This is a genomic window from Vibrio sp. V23_P3S9T160, assembly GCF_963886625.1.
GTDB classification, from domain to species: Bacteria; Pseudomonadota; Gammaproteobacteria; order Enterobacterales; family Vibrionaceae; genus Vibrio; species Vibrio anguillarum.
Genome location: NZ_CAWPDB010000149.1, coordinates 38,004 through 55,473, shown reverse-complemented (window position 1 = coordinate 55,473; position 17,470 = coordinate 38,004). Strand labels below are relative to the sequence as shown.

Genomic DNA, 17,470 nt, shown 5'->3' with positions numbered 1-17,470 from the left:
AATAGGATATATGAATACACAGTTTACCGTTCAAGATCAAAAGTTTATGCGCCGAGCCATCGCGCTTGCCAATCTTGCAGAACAAGCAGGTGAAGTGCCTGTGGGCGCTGTGCTTGTTAAAGATGGCGAAATCATTGCTGAAGGTTGGAATGCCTCTATTGGTCAACATGATGCGACAGCGCACGCTGAAATTCAGGCTTTGCGTCAAGCAGGTCAACGGTTACAAAATTATCGTTTGCTTGATACTACCTTATACGTCACTTTGGAGCCCTGTCCAATGTGCGCAGGCGCACTGCTGCATAGCCGAGTCAAAAGGATTGTCTTTGGCGCTCCAGATCTCAAAGCTGGGGCGGCCGGTACGGTGCTGAATTTATTTGAAAGCCAAGCCTCCTATCATTACGCGACGGTCGATAAAGGATTGTTAGAAGAGGAGTGTCGGGAGCAACTGCAATCTTTTTTTAGACGAAGACGCGCAGAGATACAGGCGGAAAAACAGCGGAATAAGCAACAGAGTGATGGGCTTTAGCAAACATCCACTTTGAGTAGATGTTTGCCGCTGAAGGTTAAGCAGAGATTAATTGCATAAATGCACGGTTACGCCAGATAATTTTCTTTTTATTATTGGATAACATACGCTTACGACGGTTCGCTGCCACCGTTTTATTAAGGTGTTTTGATAGCTTTTTACGTTTAAGCATAAACAACCTCCTACTGCTGAGTTTTGACAATGATCCCTAATGGTTTAGGGTGCCTTATAACAATCTTAATCTGCCTTTATAGTGCAGGATTGTTACCATAATATGAAACTTAGGAAACGATCTTTTTCACGTTTTGATGTATGGGCTGCACACTTGGAAATCAAGTGTGCAATTTTCGTTCAATGTGGAAGATTTAGCTATTATTATGCTTATTGAGCTACGGGGTCGAGATACTGATTATCTTGCGCCTCATCGGCCGATTCCATAGCTTCCAACGCGGCCTCCTCCTCCTCAATACTGATCACAACCAAATCATCAGTACCTGAACTATTGTCTATCTGCTTTTGTTGATCAACATGGCCAATAATACTTTGATAATAGCGACGAATATTTTCAACGTAGGCCTTGGCTTCGTCACCTCGCGCGTAGCCATATCGAGTCTGGCTGAAGTATTTCTTTTGTCTCAGTTGAGGGAGGCGTTCTTTGACTTCAGTCCATGAATCAGGGTTGGCACCTTGTTGCTTGGTTAAGCGTCTTGCATCCATCATATGCCCATAGCCGACGTTATAGGAAGCGAGAGCAAACCAAATTTTCTCATGTTCTGGGATGGAGTCTGGTATACGCTGTACCATCCGACGTAGGTATTCGACACCACCACGGATCGATTGTTCCGGATCGAGTCGATTGGTTACACCAACACTTTTAGCCGTTGGGAGGGTTAGCATCATCATGCCGCGCACTCCCGTGGGAGATTTAGCCAAGGGATTCCAGTGGGATTCTTGATAAGCTAAGGCGGCAATCAATCGCCAATCAAATTCGTCAGAATATTGTTGGAAAAGAGGCGACCATTTGGGGAGGCGCACATCGAGAGCTCTAATAAAGGCGCGCGTATCGACATAATCAAATGTACCGACGTGACCAATATATTTCTCTTCCAAGGCTGCTAGTTGGCCAGATTGTTTAAGGTTGCCAAAAAACTCAATCATCAAGGCGTATAAGCTTTCATCTTCAGAGCGACGCATATACCAAGCGATGGGTTGATCTTCGGTTAACTCAAAGGCGACGGCTAAGTCAGGGTAGATTCGCTGCGACAGCGAGACTTCGACCGAATCAGCCATGGTAAACAGCAGTTCGCCATTCGAAACTTGTTTTAAAAGGTCGTTAACGTCGGCGTTATTATTCACATTGTACTGAAACTCTGGGTGGATCTGTTTGATGTCGCTGAGCGTATTTTCAAAGTGGGATTCATTCACGATAGCAAAAACGCTGTCACCTTCATGCCCAGCAATCAGCTCCGGTTGTTTTTCCAGTAATTGTTTTAAATTTCTTGGACGCCAGTTGCCTTTTTTATAGACCACTTGTTGGCTGACATAGTAATACGCTGGCCCTGTTCTGAACTCATTCAGATGTTGGTTGGACTGGCTTAATCCTGCTGCAATAACGTCGATTTCCCCATTTTTTAATGCAGGAAAGAGACTCGATAACCGATAAGCGGGTTTCATCTCCAATTTAACCCCAAGCTGATTGGCAAATTCACGCGCCAGCTCGTAGTCAAGCCCCGCGGGGCCATCAGGGCCAATGTAGTAGGAGAGTTGATTGTTCAACGTACCCACTCGCAATACGCCACGTTCACGAATATGGTCAAGCTCGCTTTTAGGATCTGAATCGATTTGGCAACCGACGACAAAAAGAGTGAGTAGGAAAATGGACAATGAGCGATGAAGCTGAATCAGATAATACTTTGGCATTTATGAGCGATCTCTTACATCAATTACTGCCTTTATATCAAAGGCGGCCATATTGGCAAAGTTTCAGATCAAAAACGGATGAAAAAGTGTCGGCGACCACGCTAATGTGGCTGTATTTCAAATTTGACAAAAAAAATGACGCAAACGGTTGCTTTTGGTGTTACGTCACAAAAAGAATTCCTTTATAATGCGTTCGAAATCACGAGGTGAAATTGGTATGTATTCAGTTTTCTTTTATTAACTTATTGTATTTTAATGATTTTGAATTCATTCCAATTACACCTCAACCCACTGTATAAGAGACCTAAGCACATGAGAATTTTGCGTGGCTCCCCAGCGCTTTCTGAGTTTCGTGTTAACAAACTCGTTGAACTTTGTCGTGAACAGCAACTGCCTGTATCGGGTATTTACGCGGAGTTCATGCATTTTGCTGATCTCTCTGCGGATTTAGACGCTCAATCCCTTGAAAAATTAGAGAAACTACTCACTTATGGCCCAACGATTCAAGAACATGAGCCACAAGGTCTTCTTTTACTGGTCACTCCTCGCCCTGGAACCATCTCGCCTTGGTCTTCCAAAGCGACGGATATTGCGCATAACTGTGGTTTGAATGAGGTGAAGCGCTTAGAGCGAGGCACGGCTTACTACATCGAATTAGATCGCGAACTTTCTCAACCGCAACTTGTTACGCTTTATTCCCTGTTGTACGACCGAATGATGGAAGTCGTGTTTAACGATTTCGAATCAGCAACCTCACTGTTTAAAGTCGCTGAGCCTGCTCCCGTAGCGTACGTCGACTTGCTGAATGGCGGCCGCTCAGCGCTTGAAAAAGCAAACGTTACCCTTGGGCTTGCATTGGCTGACGATGAAATTGATTATTTGTTCGAAAGCTTCGTCACTAAGCTTGAGCGTAATCCAACCGATATCGAATTAATGATGTTTGCTCAAGCAAACTCTGAGCATTGTCGCCATAAAATCTTCAATGCCGATTGGACTATTGATGGTGTTAAGCAAGATAAATCGCTGTTTAAGATGATAAAAAACACTTATGAAGTGACTCCTGATCACGTGCTGTCTGCCTATAAAGATAATGCCGCCGTTATGGTGGGTTCAGAAGTTGGGCGTTTTTTCCCTGATCCAGAGACACGCCAATATGGTTATCACCATGAAAAAGCACATATTTTAATGAAGGTGGAAACACACAACCACCCTACGGCAATTGCTCCTTGGCCGGGCGCTTCAACGGGTTCCGGTGGTGAAATTCGTGACGAAGGTGCAACGGGTATTGGTGGAAAACCTAAAGCCGGGTTAGTCGGTTTTACTACTTCAAACTTGCGTATTCCTAATTTTGTGCAGCCTTGGGAAACGGATTTTGGTAAACCAGGGCGCATTGTCACGGCACTCGATATTATGCTGGAAGGCCCGCTCGGTGGCGCGGCTTTTAACAACGAATTTGGTCGTCCCAACTTGTTAGGTTATTTCCGTACTTACGAAGAGAAAGTTAACTCTCACGCAGGTGAAGAAGTGCGTGGTTATCACAAACCAATCATGATTGCTGGTGGGATGGGGAATATCCGCGACGAGCATGTGCAGAAAAAAGAGATCCCTGTTGGCGCGAGCTTAATTGTACTCGGTGGTCCAGCAATGAACATTGGCCTTGGTGGGGGCGCCGCTTCTTCTATGGCATCTGGTCAATCTGCGGAAGATCTTGATTTTGCGTCGGTACAGCGTGAAAACCCAGAGATGGAACGTCGCTGCCAAGAGGTGATTGATCGCTGCTGGCAACTCGGTGAGGCGAATCCGATCGCCTTTATCCATGATGTGGGCGCTGGTGGTATTTCAAACGCATTGCCTGAGCTTGTTGATGATGGCGAACGTGGCGGTATTTTCCAGCTGCGTGATGTACCTAACGATGAGCCAGGAATGAGCCCGCTTGAAATTTGGTGTAATGAATCACAAGAGCGTTACGTGCTGGCTGTAGCGCCAGAAAACATGGCGCGCTTTGATGCCATTTGCCAACGTGAGCGCGCGCCTTATGCTGTTGTGGGCATTGCCACTGAAGAGCGTGAACTGAAATTGGAAGATTCACATTTCGACAATACGCCAATTGATATGCCGATGGACGTATTGCTTGGCAAAACACCTAAAATGTATCGTGATGTGAAGACGCTGAAAGTTAATAATCCAGCACTTGATCGCCGTGATATCGAATTGAACGAAGCGATTGATCGTATACTGCGTCTCCCTGCGGTTGCAGAAAAAACCTTCCTCATCACCATTGGTGACCGAACCGTCACTGGCTTGGTCGCTCGTGACCAAATGGTTGGTCCGTGGCAAGTGCCAGTAGCAAACTGCGCGGTTACTGCGGCAAGTTATGATACTTACCACGGCGAAGCGATGTCGATGGGTGAGCGCACGCCAGTTGCCTTGCTGGATTTTGGGGCATCGGCACGTTTAGCCGTGGGTGAAGCGATCACCAATATTGCCGCTACCCATATCGGTGATATCAAACACATTAAGTTGTCGGCGAACTGGATGTCACCAGCAGGTCACCCTGGTGAAGATGCTGGTTTGTATGAGGCAGTAAAAGCGGTCGGTGAAGAGCTTTGTCCTGCGCTCGGCCTGACTATCCCTGTGGGTAAAGATTCGATGTCGATGAAGACCAAATGGGATGAGAATGGCGAACAAAAAGAAGTGACCTCTCCGCTATCCTTGGTGATTACGGCATTTGCTCGTGTTGAAGATGTGCGTAACACCATTACGCCTCAGTTAAGAACCGATAAGGGCGAAACCTCACTGGTTTTGATTGATTTAGGTAATGGTAAGAATCGCTTGGGCGCAACGGCGTTAGCACAAGTTTACAAACAGTTGGGTGATAAACCCGCAGACGTAGATAATGCGGCGCAGCTTAAAGCCTTCTATGAAGCGATCCAAACCTTGGTCGCGAATCAGCAGATTATCGCCTATCACGATAAAGGTGACGGTGGTTTATTCGTTACTCTAGCTGAAATGGCCTTTGCTGGTCATTGTGGCGTGAAAGCCGATATCGCCGCGCTAGGTGATGATGCGTTGGCCGCGTTATTTAATGAAGAGCTGGGCGCAGTCATTCAAGTTCGTCACCACGATTTAGAGACGGTGATCTCGACGCTAACGGCGCATGGTTTACAAGCGTGTTCACACGTTATCGGTCGTGTTGACGCTTCTGATGAGCTAGCCATTACTGCTGGTGAACAACCTATTGTTGTGCGTAACCGCACCGAACTTCGCACCATTTGGGCTGAAACCACGCATAAGATGCAAGCGCTGCGCGATAACCCGCAGTGCGCGGACCAAGAGTTTGCAGCAAAACAAGATAACAGTGATAAAGGTCTTAACGTCAGTTTGAGCTTTGACGTGCAACAAGATGTTGCGGCACCGTATATTGCTAAAGGCGTGAAGCCAAAAATGGCTATTTTGCGCGAGCAAGGGGTTAACTCACACGTTGAAATGGCGGCAGCGTTTGATCGCGCAGGCTTTGAAACAACCGATATACACATGAGCGACATCTTAACGGGTCAAGCGGTGCTTGAAGAGTACCAAGGCCTCGTGGCATGTGGTGGGTTCTCTTATGGTGACGTATTGGGCGCGGGCGAAGGCTGGGCGAAATCAGTGCTGTTTAATGTACAAGCTCGTGAACAATTCCAAAGTTTCTTCCAACGTGAAGATACTTTCTCGCTAGGGGTATGTAACGGTTGTCAAATGCTGTCGAATTTGAAAGAGTTAATCCCCGGCGCTGATTTATGGCCGCGTTTTGTGCGCAATGAATCAGAGCGTTTTGAAGCGCGCTTTAGCTTAGTGGAAGTGCAGCAATCTGATTCACTGTTTTTTAATGAGATGGCTGGCTCGCGCATGCCGATTGCGGTTTCACATGGCGAAGGGCGCGTTGAAGTTCGTGATACGGCACATTTAGCGGCGATTGAACAATCAGGCACTGTTGCGCTGCGTTTTGTGGATAACAACGGCCATGCGACACAGCAATATCCGAACAACCCAAATGGTTCACCAAATGCGATTACAGGCTTAACGACTCAAGATGGCCGTGTGACGATCATGATGCCGCACCCAGAGCGCGTGTTCCGCACGGTAGCGAACTCTTGGCATCCTGATTCTTGGGGTGAAAATAGCCCATGGATGCGTATGTTCCAAAATGCACGTAAGAACTTAAGGTAACTCACCTTGTCGCCAGTGAGAGAAACGACTTAGTCTTGTTATTCCAGCCGCTGCAACTCAGCGGCTTTTTTGTTTACTTTGAGGATGAATTTTTTGTAAAAAATGCAGAAAAAAATTGTGATTTGTGCTCTAATGCCGCGCTTACCAAGGGATGGTGTTCAACATCCGCCGCCATATAATATAATGGCGCGCGACAAACGTTGATGAGTAATCCCTTATTATTCCCTTAGGAAAACGAAAATGTCAGAAAGTAAAAAATTTACCATCAAAGTGACTGAAAAACGCAATGGTTGGGCGGCGGAAATCGTACGTCAAGTGACCTCTCGCAGAAGTGTTGTTTCAAAGCGCGAAATGGGTTTTGAAAGCGAAGCACAAGCACAAGCTTGGGCGGAAAAAGAGCTCAGTGGCTTTATTGAGAACCAAGCGAAACGCAATGAGCGTAAGGCTCTGGCAAGAAAAGAGAAAAAAGCTTAGTACAAAAAACTGAGTACCGTGCTTTAAGAACTGTTATTTGAACGAAAACCCGCTTTAAATTAGCGGGTTTTTTATGCATTAACGAAATTGACCGATTTGCGGTAAAAACTCAAAGCCTGCACTGGCTAAGCGAGCCTCTAATGCCGCCCGATCGATATCAAAGTCATCCGCCAGCTTATCAAGATCGCCATTAAAATCATCACGTAGCTTCATATTGATGATGCTCATCAGCATGATTGGATCCATCGAGGCAAAATTGGCTAAATTCATCACTTATCCTCGAAATCAGAAATCAGCAAGTTAGCTGCCGCAAAGGCTGCTTGCTCTCGAACCGCTTTTGGCAGCGATTCGTCTGCTGCGACATCATTCAAGGTTTTGATGGCGCAGGAGATTGCTTGAGGAATATAAGCTTGGTCACCACTGCCTATCTGCGCATAAAGCTCGCGCACTAATTCACAACAACCGTAAACTTGCATAGATTAAATCCTAACTAATGATAATGGCTCTCAATATACACATTACGTTTGGCAAAGACAAAATCAGAACTTGCGTTTGCGCAAGCTCTGATTGCATGTGATGAAACTTTAAGCGTTCACTTGCCGATCTAATTGTAGAAATAAAAAAGGTTGCCATTTAGGCAACCTTTTCAATAGCACACTTTATTAGGCGATTTGAGCATTAATAAAGGAGACTATTTCATTCATAGCAACGGCCGATTTCTCACCACTGCGGCGATGTTTATATTCGAAGTTGCCCTCATCCATACTGCGATCGCCAATAATGATGGTATGTGGTACACCGATCAGTTCCATATCTGAGAACATTACGCCCGGGCGCTCTTTACGATCATCAAATAGCACTTCAATACCAGCAGCAGTCAGTTCCGCATACAGCTTTTCAGCAGCTTGTTGGACGCGCTCTGATTTGTGCATGTTCATGGGGACAATCGCCACTTGGAAAGGCGCGATCGCGTCAGGCCAGATGATGCCGTATTTATCGTTGTTTTGCTCAATGGCTGATGCCACAACGCGTGATACACCAATGCCGTAACAACCCATCTCTAAAATGGTGTTTTTACCATTAGAATCAAGAACGCCACAGTTCATTTTCTCAGAGTAGTTGGTACCCAATTGGAAAATATGACCCACTTCGATACCGCGTTTGAGCATTAGTGTCCCTTTGCCACATGGGCTTGGGTCGCCTTCAACGACGTTACGGAGATCTTCCACTTTCGCTAGCTCAACGTCACGGCCCCAGTTGATGCCAAAGTAGTGTTTGCCATCGATGTTGGCTCCTGCGCCAAAATCGCTCATGACGGCTACGCTGTGATCAACGATAAATGGCAATTCAAGACCAACAGGGCCAAGAGAGCCTGGGCCTGCGCCAATCAGCGCGCGAATCTCTTCTTCGCTAGCCATTTCTAGCGGAGCGGCAACTTCAGCGAGTTTCTCGGCTTTGATTTCATTGAGTTCATGATCACCACGGATGATCAGTGCCACGATAGAGGCATCGATCTCATCAGATGCTTTTACAAACAGTGTTTTAACTGTTTTCTCAATCGGTAGGCCATGCTGCTCAACCAATTCAGCGATGGTTTTGGCGTTTGGCGTATCAACCTGCGTCATCTCTTGAGTTGGCGCGGCGCGCTCAACGGCTGGCGCAATGGCTTCTGCTTTTTCGATGTTGGCGGCGTAATCCGATTCAGTTGAGAAGGCGATGATGTCTTCACCACTTTCAGCCAATACATGGAACTCATGAGAGCCGTTACCACCGATAGCGCCGGTGTCGGCTAATACTGGGCGGTAATCAAGCCCCATGCGATCGAAGGCTTTACAGTAAGCTTCGTGCATCGCTTGGTAAGATTTCTCTAAGCCTGCTTTATCAATATCAAAGCTATAGGCATCCATCATGCAGAATTCACGAGCACGCATCACACCAAAACGAGGACGTCTCTCATCACGGAATTTGGTTTGAATCTGGTACAGGTTCAGCGGCAATTGCTTGTAAGAGCTGACTTCGTTGCGTACCAAGCTGGTGATCACTTCTTCTGCTGTTGGACTAAGCACAAACGGACGAGTATGGCGGTCAGTAAAGCGAAGTAGCTCAGGGCCCATTTTCTCAGAGCGACCTGTCTCTTCCCACAGTTCAAACGGTTGCACAACGGGCATCAAGGTTTCGATTGCACCGGCATTGTCGATCTCTTGACGAACGATGTTTTCGACTTTACGCAGCACACGTAGACCAGTAGGCAGCCAGGTATAAAGACCTGAAGCCAGCTTACGGATCATACCTGCACGTAACATGAGCTGATGGCTCACGACTTCTGCGTCGTTTGGAGTCTCCTTCAGAGTAGAAAGAAGATATTTACTGGTACGCATTCTATGGTATCCGTTTCATGATAGTTAAAAGCGCTCTCCAATGAGAGGCTAGAATTAAGCCGCTAATAATATCAGCCAATCGGCTTTGTCAAAAGAGTTCTATTGCGGTTACTGAGACTAAGTTGTTTGCGATAGTGAATTTTACGTTCAGATCGAACAGATTTACCGCATATTCTTTATGATCGATTTTGTGTTTTTTATAGGCTGGGCGAGGGTCTTGAGCCAGCACTTGCTCTATGACGGCTTTAACCATGTCGTGATCTGCACGCGCATTCAGTGCTGTTAACGCCGCTTGGCTAAAGGTCACTGCTATCTTGTCGGGCTCGCTCTCGGCATAGCCACCGCTGGCTGTGGCTATCGAATCGGAATAGGGAATATAGGGTTTGATGTCAATGATCGGTGTGTTATCGACTAAATCTACGCTGCCTAGTTCCAAATAAACCTGATCACCTTGCTGAGTGACGCCTTTCAATTCAACGGCAGACATACCGATGCCGTTAGGTCGAAACGTAGCCCGTGAAGCAAATACGCCGATCCGCTCATTTCCGCCTAAGCGCGGTGGGCGCACGGTCGGTTTCCAACCAGCATCGAGGTTTTGGTCAAACAGAAAAAGTAACCAGACATGGCTAAATTGTTCGATACCTCGCACCGACTCTAAGCAATTAGCGTGACCGATGAGCTTGACTCTCGCGCTTGCGCTCGCCACTAAGCGAGGTTGGCGAGGAACGGCAAATTTTTCTTTATAAGGCGTTTCAATAGTGCCAATCGGAGCAATGGTGTGCATATCCGTATCCGTCTTTTTTCACGTTGGTTGAGAAAAATATCACATTTAAGCTTGCTTTTCTTCTTGGTAATGATTATTAATTGGCATGTTATAACATAACAATTTAAGTGAGAGGAAATTGATGAAAGACGGAATTCATCCGCCATACCAAAAAGTGGTTTTCCACGACACCAGTGTGGATAAGTATTTTATTGTGGGTTCAACGCTAAAAACTGATCGGACTATTGAGTGGGAAGATGGCAACACCTATCCTTATTTCACCTTAGATGTGTCGTCTGAATCGCATCCGTATTACACCGGTAAGCAGCGAGTTGTTCAAAAAGAAGGACGAGTGGCGAATTTCAATCGTCGCTTTGCTCAGTTTGGTAAGGAGTAAACTATGAAAGTATTAAGTTCATTAAAAAGCGCAAAATCACGTCATCCAGATTGTCAAATCGTCAAAAGACGCGGTCGTTTATATGTAATTTGTAAAACCAATCCAAGATTTAAGGCGGTTCAGCGCTGATGAAGAGGAACGGTTGGACAGGCTAGTGATTGTCCAACCGTCAAAACGTGGTTATTTGTTCGCTTTAGCCAAAATGCGATCCAAATGGTTGGCAAATTCGCGTCGTTCTGTTTGAGAAAGCGCACTTGGTCCGCCAGTTTGGATACCGCTTGAGCGCATCGTATCCATAAAATCTCGAATATTGAGGCGTGCCTTGATGGTTTCTTTGGTATACAGCTCACCACGAGAATTGAGCGCCAAGCCACCTTTGGTTATCACTTCATCGGCCAGCGGAATATCGGAAGTAATTACCAAATCGCCCACCTCTACCCGTTTGACGATTTCGTTATCGGCAACATCAAAACCACTGGGGACTTGCAGTGAACGAATGTTAGATCGTTGCGGAATCGGAACGACATGATTGGCCACAAAAGTACATTCAACGCCCGTCCTTTCGGCTGCGCGGACAATGGTTTCACGAATTACTTTCGGACATGCATCGGCGTCCACCCAAATTTTCATCATTCAATTACTTCTCGGTTAGTTGTGCTTCTAGGGCTGCTACTCGGGCTGACAAAGCGGCTAGTTGCGTTTCAAGTTCGGCTACCTTGTTCGCGCTATTTTCCGTACTAACGCTCACTTCTACTTTGGGAACTCGGTGTGCATTTTTCCAACTTTTGATGGTTGCAATCAAGGCTGGCATTGGCACTGAGGTGCTAAGACGTGACTTTACTAAGGCCACACTCGGTTCCTTTCCCTGTTGTTGTAAGAGAGTCAAGATGCTTTCTAGTTCTTGAGTGACATCTTTTGTGAGCATAGGTTGTCCTTTTTGTGAGTTGCTGTGATCTTACCTTTTATTTACCAAGAGCAAAAGTGGCGAAGTGTTGTAAGAGATCTCGCACATTGTTTGTAAGAAATCACAGTGTTTAACGCAGTGTTTGGTGGTGATTTTTTTATAACTATTTGTTTTTAATTAATATATCTATTTCTTTAGGTTGTTTTTTTTAAAATGATATTTTTAGGTGATTGTTTCTTAAAGCCAAACGAGTAAATTGAACCCTGTCGGAAGGATTCTGACAAGGAATTACAAAGCACCAAGGTTTGGTCTCTTCAGGAAGAAGACAAGGTTGTTCACGAAGAATAACCACGCAGGATGCTAGGACAGCGTAAGGATACAACAGTTGGCAGGATGCGAGCTGCATGGATTGGCGATGGACACCTTGTGGATAAGGCAGGACAACATCAGGATGATGTTATGGACACCGCTCAAGGAACAAGTGATGAGTATTGACCGGAGTGTTAGTACCATGGAAAGTTTGGACACCGCTAGGATGGCGATGCAGGATGAGCCGAAGAATTGGCCACTATTATGGATGATGCATGGAGCACACAATTTAGTAGCTGGACTGCTGCGAGTAAGACTTTAAGCCTCGACACATGCGTGTTGAGGCTTTTCTTATTACTTGCATTCTGGCTTTAGCGTGTTGTTGCTTCAAAAAAAGTTCATATGATAAGTGCAGCAAAATAATAACAACAAAAAAACAATCTAGATCAATTACCTCATCGTTCGGTTGGTTTAATTTTCGGCTTCTTTGCAAAAATAGAGTACCAGATTTTATCTGGGCTAAGGCGTATTGCCCTGAGCCTAGTTGAGTCTTTCGGTATTATTTTGCGGCTAACAAGGATTGTACGTGACAACCGTAACAAGAAGAACACTTCTTCTCCCTTACACCGATTCGTTAGAGTCTGATTTTTTGATGCTCAATTGTTGCGCCAAAAATCGGGCACAGATGAATGGCCCTAAAACGGTCGCTTCAGCAAAACAGCTTTTTCAACGAGTGCTTCATGATCCTCATTTGTACGCAATGGCGGTGTTAGATAATTATAACCGCGAATACATGGGGCATTTGTTCATTGAACTTGACGAAGAGCGAGCAGAACTCGGTTTTCTGTTTGATAAATTGTATTGGGGCAAAGGCATTGCAACTGAGGCATTGAAGGCTTTTTTACCTAAAGCGGCCTACCAATTGCAACGACAAAAAATTACAGCCACTGCTAATATTGGCCACCATGCCTCTATTGCGGTACTCAAAAAACTCGGCTTTGAGCTGTTGGGTGAGAAAGAAGATGTTTTTGGCCCTTATTGGGAATTTGAGTTTACATACGATGAGGCGGCAAATGAAAAGCAGATGGCCTAAAGCCTATCATTTGTAATTCACCTTGGTAGCAGTCGTCACCTAGTGCAGAAAACTCAAACCAATAAACGGTATGCCAACGCCAGAGTCCTTCTGGCGTTTTGAATTTGTGGCGTCCAAAAGCCACGCTGATCAGCTGTAAGTCGAGTTGTTCGCATTTTCGACTGATCGCCGCTTTTGCCAATTCGGCTTGGCGACGCTGTTGCCAGAAAAGAAAGCAGCCCAAGCTGAGTAATAAAATAGCCAATAGATCGCCTAGCATAAACATTCCAGTTATTGAGCTTTAGTTGTTTGTTGTAAGCGAATTAAGGCATCGGCTAATTCGATCGAAGGGCTAGAATGCAGCAGTGGCAGCAGTATCATTCGCAGTTCTGGCAGCATCACTAAATCAGCAAAGAGCTGGTTAAAGAGGGCTTGATTGCCTGTTTGCGCCAAGCGTAATAAAAACGTTTCGGCAAGTGATGGGTTAGATAATACATGCCACGAGCGCCCTGCAATGGCAATTAATATCTCTTGATGGCTCAAGCGTGGGCTTTGCAGAATACGTTCAACCAAGGTCGCGGTGAGTGCATTATTCGCACCTGATAAGGCTCGTATTAAAGCAGAGAGTAAGAACAGATCAGGTTCGTGGCTTTCGATGTGCAACATTGCCATCTCTTGCAAACGCAGCGCCAACTTATCATTCAACGGTGCACTATGTTCGAGTGCCCCAAGCAGGGCATACAAAGGCTGAGCGGGGAGGTGGTTTAATGCTTTCCTTAGTAACACGCCATTTTGTTCTTTGCTTAAACGAGCACAAATATCAGTAATGCCTTGTAAGCCGACCGTCTGCCAGTTTTCCCAGCCTAAATCCCCACTAAAATAGTGTTGCGCATGCTCATAATATTGGCTTGATGGTAGGTTCAACTGGGCGCGTATTTGGCTGTGGAATACTGCCATTTTGTCGTCGCTCGGTTTAAAGGTATAAGGGTTATTGGCAAGCTTTTGCTGCTGCTCATCGCTGAGGTCTTGATGCAAACGTGACCCCATCGCTTCAAGTACAAACTTGATGAAGTTACCTATCTCAGCTTGTTTGAGTAGGCCGCGTTCATCCAAAGAGAATTTAAGAAACCAGATCCAAGGTTGTTGGGCTTGGTTCCAATACGCGATGGCAAGATGAGCATGACGCTGCAATGGATAGGGATACGGTTGTTGACCTTTTTCTACTTGAGAAAAGTGTGTATTTTCAATCGGGCAGATGCGTCTTCCTAAATCAAAGATCCGATATTGGCTACCACTATTGGTGAGCAATTGGCTAAGCGTATGAATGGTATCCATGGATAAAGTGGCCTTAACTTGTGTTCTTGAATAACTATTTTTGATCAATAACTCTCTTTGAACAATAAATGGTACTCTATAGCCCATTTTCAAGGTCACTTAGCAAATTAACTTGGTGAATAATGACAGTAAGCACAGAACTTACCCACCTGTTGAAGCAATTAGAAACTCAGCTACGCAATACTCAGTGCTGGCAATCTCAGCCGCCAAGCGAAAGCGCATTGATGAGCACAGAGCCTTTCTCCATCGATACCCTCACTCCGGAGCAGTGGCTGCAGTGGATTTTCATCCCCAAAATGTTATTGGCAATTGAGCAGCAAACAGAGCTTCCTCAAGGGTTTTCGCTCACTCCCTATTTTGAAGAGGCATGGCAACATCAAGCGGAATTGGCTGAGGTGATTGCGCTGCTACGTTTGATTGATGAGGTAAGCCAACCATGTTAGAGATTCTGTATCAGGACGATGATCTGGTCGCCGTGAATAAACCCGCAGGAATGCTGGTGCATCGCTCATGGCTAGATAAACACGAAACGCAATTTGTGATGCAAACGCTGCGCGATCAAATTGGCCAGCATGTGTTTCCCCTACATCGATTAGATAGGCCAACTTCTGGCGTGCTTGTGTTTGCGCTCTCCAGTGAAGTGGCGGCGCAAATGATGCCGATGTTTGCCAACCATCAAATGGAAAAAACGTACCATGCGATTGTGCGTGGTTGGATTGAACAAGGGGATGTGCTTGATTACCCACTCAAAATCGAGCTAGATAAAATTGCTGATAAGTTTGCCAAACAAGATAAAGAAGCCCAAGAAGCGATCACCGCTTATCAACCATTAGCGACAGTAGAAGTGCCGTATTCAACCGGGCGTTTCCCAACCAGCCGCTACTGTTTGGTGGAAATGAAACCGCAAACGGGCCGTAAACATCAGTTGCGTCGTCATATGCACCATTTGAGTCATCCGATTATTGGTGATACCACTCATGGTGATGGCAAGCACAACCGCCTATTTCGCGATCATTATGACGCGCAGCGTCTGATGCTCCATGCCTCTGAATTACGTTTTACTCATCCGTTTACTGGCCAAGCATTAGTGCTTAAAGCTGGTTTTGATGAGGTATGGCAAAGGCTGTTTACTCAGTTTGAGTGGAGCCAGCCGATATAAAAACAAAACCCTCGCGATGCGAGGGTTTTGAGTATTGGGATGTAACTGAAAGTGGTGTAGCTTATCGAGCTATTCGGTTCATAAAAACCTTCAGTTCATAAAACCGACAGCTTATAAAACGCTCGCTACTTTGCTAAATATTCTTGAATGGAACGCTCGATTCCTTTGGCATCTAAACCTAATTCTGCATGCAGCTCTTCTTGTGTGCCTTGAGCGATGAATTGATCAGGCAAACCTAGATTGAGTACCGGTTTTAGGATTTTCTCTTTCATCATCAGTTCAATGACGCCGGCACCCGCACCACCTGCAATCGCATTCTCTTCCAAGGTCACTAGCACATCATGTTGCGCAGCCAGTTGGCGAATGAGTGTTTCATCAAGGGGCTTAACAAATCGCATGTCAGCCACTGTTGCATTTAGCTTATCGGCTGCTTCAAGCGCGTTTGGTAGGAAAGTGCCAAAGTTGAGGATCGCGATTTTTTCATTCGCGATAGCCGTGTCACATTGGCGCATAATGCGTCCTTTGCCAATCTCTAACGCACTAAATTGGGTTTGGATTTCGACTCCCATGCCATTGCCACGAGGATAACGCACTGCGCTTGGCCCTGTGTGTTTATGGCCGGTATAGAGCATTTGTCGGCACTCATTTTCATCGGCGGGTGCCATGATCACCATGTTGGGAATGCAGCGCATGAAGCTTAAATCAAATGCACCTTGGTGAGTTTGGCCATCAGCTCCGACTAAACCCGCTCGGTCAATGGCGAACATAACCGGTAAATTCATGATGGCAACATCGTGGATCAGTTGATCATAACCCCTTTGTAAAAAGGTTGAGTAGATCGCCACTATCGGATGATCTCCCGCAATCGCCATACCAGTTGCAAGTGTGACGGCATGTTGCTCAGCAATCGCCACATCAAAATATTGTTGTGGGTACTCTTTTGAAAAGCGAACCATGCCAGAGCCTTCACGCATCGCGGGTGTAATTGCCATTAATTTGGGATCTTGCGCGGCCATATCGCATAAGAAATCACCAAAGATTTTAGAAAATGTGGGTTTGGCGTTGCTGTTTTTCGGCAGGCTATTGTGGCTCGGGGCAAATTTAGGAACGGCATGGTAACCAATCGGATCTTTTTCGGCGGGTTCATAGCCTTTGCCTTTTTTGGTCATGATGTGCAAGAACTGCGGGCCTTTGAGTTCGCGCATGTTGCGTAATGTCTTGATAAGTTCAATCACATCATGGCCATCTACTGGGCCGATATAGTTAAATCCAAGCTCTTCAAACAAGGTGCCGGGCACCACCATGCCTTTCAAGTGTTCTTCTGTGCGACGTACCAGCTCTTTGATAGGCGGTATGCCAGAGAGCACTTTTTTGCCCCCTTCACGGATCGAGGTATAAAGGCTACCGGAAAGCAGTTGCGCTAAATGGTTATTCAGTGCGCCCACGTTTTCAGAGATCGACATTTCGTTGTCGTTGAGCACGACTAACATATCCGGATGAACGTCGCCAGCATGGTTCATTGCTTCAAAGGCCATGCCTGCGGTGATAGCACCATCACCAATTACGCCCACTACTTTGCGATTTTTCCCTTCTTTACCTGCACTGATCGCCATCCCTAAGGCGGCACTGATTGAGGTGGACGAGTGGCCGACAGAGAGCGTGTCATATTCACTTTCTTCACGCCAAGGAAAAGGGTGAAGACCGTCTTTTTGACGAATGGTCGACATTTTCTCGCGGCGACCAGTTAATATTTTGTGCGGATAAGCTTGGTGGCCTACATCCCAAATCAGCTGATCTAAAGGGGTGTTATAGACGTAGTGTAGGGCAACCGTTAATTCAACCGTGCCTAAGCCTGACGCAAGGTGGCCACTCGACTGACTGACGGAATTAAGAAGGTAGTTTCTTAATTCATCACACAACGTTGGCAGAACCTCTTTCGGCAGACTGCGCAGTTCATCGGGTGTATTTGCTAAAGCCAGTGTTGGGTATTTTGAAATATCAAGAGTCATAATTTTGCGCGCTTA

19 protein-coding genes are annotated in these 17,470 nt (G+C 46.0%); 8 read left to right on the top strand and 11 right to left on the bottom strand.

Annotation, left to right across the window (positions count from 1 at the left end; genetic code table 11):
- Positions 1-10 precede the first annotated feature (10 nt).
- Positions 11-526: a tRNA adenosine(34) deaminase TadA gene (gene tadA / locus AACU59_RS13725; RefSeq protein ID WP_170888572.1), complete on the top strand. Its 516-nt coding sequence runs from the start codon at positions 11-13 to the stop codon at positions 524-526.
- A gap of 37 nt (positions 527-563) precedes the next feature.
- Here the strand turns inward: tadA and AACU59_RS13720 are convergent, their stop codons facing one another.
- Entirely contained in the window at positions 564-698 is a 135-nt protein-coding gene (locus AACU59_RS13720) for a hypothetical protein (RefSeq protein WP_254917022.1), read from the bottom strand.
- A 209-nt stretch (positions 699-907) separates the two neighbouring features.
- On the bottom strand, positions 908-2,446 hold the full coding sequence (gene mltF, locus AACU59_RS13715) for a membrane-bound lytic murein transglycosylase MltF (RefSeq protein ID WP_094144511.1): 1,539 nt from the start codon (positions 2,444-2,446) through the stop codon (positions 908-910).
- 312 nt (positions 2,447-2,758) lie between these two features.
- Here mltF and purL point away from each other — a divergent pair, with 312 nt between their 5' ends.
- Together purL and AACU59_RS13705 are read left to right on the top strand one after the other, a co-directional pair.
- Complete coding sequence (purL, locus tag AACU59_RS13710) at positions 2,759-6,655, top strand: phosphoribosylformylglycinamidine synthase (RefSeq protein WP_094144971.1); 3,897 nt, start codon at positions 2,759-2,761, stop codon at positions 6,653-6,655.
- A 240-nt stretch (positions 6,656-6,895) separates the two neighbouring features.
- The gene (locus AACU59_RS13705; protein ID WP_010319076.1) at positions 6,896-7,129 is read left to right on the top strand and encodes a DUF3622 domain-containing protein; all 234 of its coding nucleotides are present in this window, start codon (positions 6,896-6,898) and stop codon (positions 7,127-7,129) included.
- Between the two features lie 78 nt (positions 7,130-7,207).
- On the opposite strand, the gene AACU59_RS13700 is transcribed toward AACU59_RS13705, so the two are convergent.
- The 4 genes from AACU59_RS13700 to tsaA form a co-directional block, all read right to left on the bottom strand.
- Positions 7,208-7,399, bottom strand: coding sequence for a DUF4250 domain-containing protein (locus AACU59_RS13700; protein ID WP_010319077.1), 192 nt, complete (start codon positions 7,397-7,399; stop codon positions 7,208-7,210).
- Entirely contained in the window at positions 7,399-7,605 is a 207-nt protein-coding gene (locus tag AACU59_RS13695; protein ID WP_010319078.1) for a YaeP family protein, read from the bottom strand. The genes AACU59_RS13700 and AACU59_RS13695 overlap by 1 nt, the downstream gene beginning before the upstream one ends.
- Before the next feature lie 186 nt (positions 7,606-7,791).
- The gene (locus AACU59_RS13690; RefSeq protein ID WP_017047972.1) at positions 7,792-9,507 is read right to left on the bottom strand and encodes a proline--tRNA ligase; all 1,716 of its coding nucleotides are present in this window, start codon (positions 9,505-9,507) and stop codon (positions 7,792-7,794) included.
- 88 nt (positions 9,508-9,595) lie between these two features.
- Complete coding sequence (gene tsaA, locus AACU59_RS13685; protein ID WP_094144970.1) at positions 9,596-10,291, bottom strand: tRNA (N6-threonylcarbamoyladenosine(37)-N6)-methyltransferase TrmO; 696 nt, start codon at positions 10,289-10,291, stop codon at positions 9,596-9,598.
- A 121-nt stretch (positions 10,292-10,412) separates the two neighbouring features.
- Between tsaA and AACU59_RS13680 the strand changes: the two genes are divergently transcribed.
- The gene (locus AACU59_RS13680) at positions 10,413-10,667 is read left to right on the top strand and encodes a type B 50S ribosomal protein L31 (RefSeq protein WP_010319081.1); all 255 of its coding nucleotides are present in this window, start codon (positions 10,413-10,415) and stop codon (positions 10,665-10,667) included.
- Positions 10,668-10,670: 3 nt separating this feature from the next.
- On the top strand, positions 10,671-10,796 hold the full coding sequence (gene ykgO, locus AACU59_RS13675) for a type B 50S ribosomal protein L36 (protein WP_010319082.1): 126 nt from the start codon (positions 10,671-10,673) through the stop codon (positions 10,794-10,796).
- Between the two features lie 51 nt (positions 10,797-10,847).
- Here the strand turns inward: ykgO and AACU59_RS13670 are convergent, their stop codons facing one another.
- The gene (locus AACU59_RS13670; protein WP_026027673.1) at positions 10,848-11,297 is read right to left on the bottom strand and encodes a YaiI/YqxD family protein; all 450 of its coding nucleotides are present in this window, start codon (positions 11,295-11,297) and stop codon (positions 10,848-10,850) included.
- Between the two features lie 7 nt (positions 11,298-11,304).
- The gene (locus tag AACU59_RS13665; RefSeq protein ID WP_013857408.1) at positions 11,305-11,592 is read right to left on the bottom strand and encodes a hypothetical protein; all 288 of its coding nucleotides are present in this window, start codon (positions 11,590-11,592) and stop codon (positions 11,305-11,307) included.
- Positions 11,593-12,460: 868 nt separating this feature from the next.
- Between AACU59_RS13665 and AACU59_RS13660 the strand changes: the two genes are divergently transcribed.
- The gene (locus AACU59_RS13660; RefSeq protein ID WP_013857407.1) at positions 12,461-12,973 is read left to right on the top strand and encodes a GNAT family N-acetyltransferase; all 513 of its coding nucleotides are present in this window, start codon (positions 12,461-12,463) and stop codon (positions 12,971-12,973) included.
- Here AACU59_RS13660 and AACU59_RS13655 read toward each other — a convergent pair.
- Both AACU59_RS13655 and AACU59_RS13650 read right to left on the bottom strand, forming a co-directional pair.
- Positions 12,933-13,232 (bottom strand): DUF3301 domain-containing protein, encoded by a 300-nt coding sequence (locus AACU59_RS13655; RefSeq protein WP_017045584.1) that lies wholly within the window; start codon positions 13,230-13,232, stop codon positions 12,933-12,935. The genes AACU59_RS13660 and AACU59_RS13655 overlap by 41 nt on opposite strands.
- Before the next feature lie 11 nt (positions 13,233-13,243).
- Positions 13,244-14,287 carry a DUF3549 family protein gene (locus tag AACU59_RS13650; RefSeq protein WP_094144972.1) on the bottom strand — a complete coding sequence of 348 codons (1,044 nt, stop codon included), beginning with the start codon at positions 14,285-14,287 and terminating at the stop codon, positions 13,244-13,246.
- Between the two features lie 122 nt (positions 14,288-14,409).
- On the opposite strand from AACU59_RS13650, the gene AACU59_RS13645 reads away from it, so the two are divergent.
- Positions 14,410-14,730, top strand: a complete 321-nt coding sequence (locus tag AACU59_RS13645; protein WP_017047976.1) for a YqcC family protein — start codon at positions 14,410-14,412, stop codon at positions 14,728-14,730.
- The gene (gene truC / locus AACU59_RS13640) at positions 14,724-15,446 is read left to right on the top strand and encodes a tRNA pseudouridine(65) synthase TruC (RefSeq protein WP_017045581.1); all 723 of its coding nucleotides are present in this window, start codon (positions 14,724-14,726) and stop codon (positions 15,444-15,446) included. Before AACU59_RS13645 ends, truC begins: the two co-directional genes overlap by 7 nt.
- Before the next feature lie 125 nt (positions 15,447-15,571).
- Here the strand turns inward: truC and dxs are convergent, their stop codons facing one another.
- Entirely contained in the window at positions 15,572-17,455 is a 1,884-nt protein-coding gene (gene dxs, locus AACU59_RS13635) for a 1-deoxy-D-xylulose-5-phosphate synthase (RefSeq protein ID WP_094144969.1), read from the bottom strand.
- Positions 17,456-17,470 lie beyond the last annotated feature (15 nt).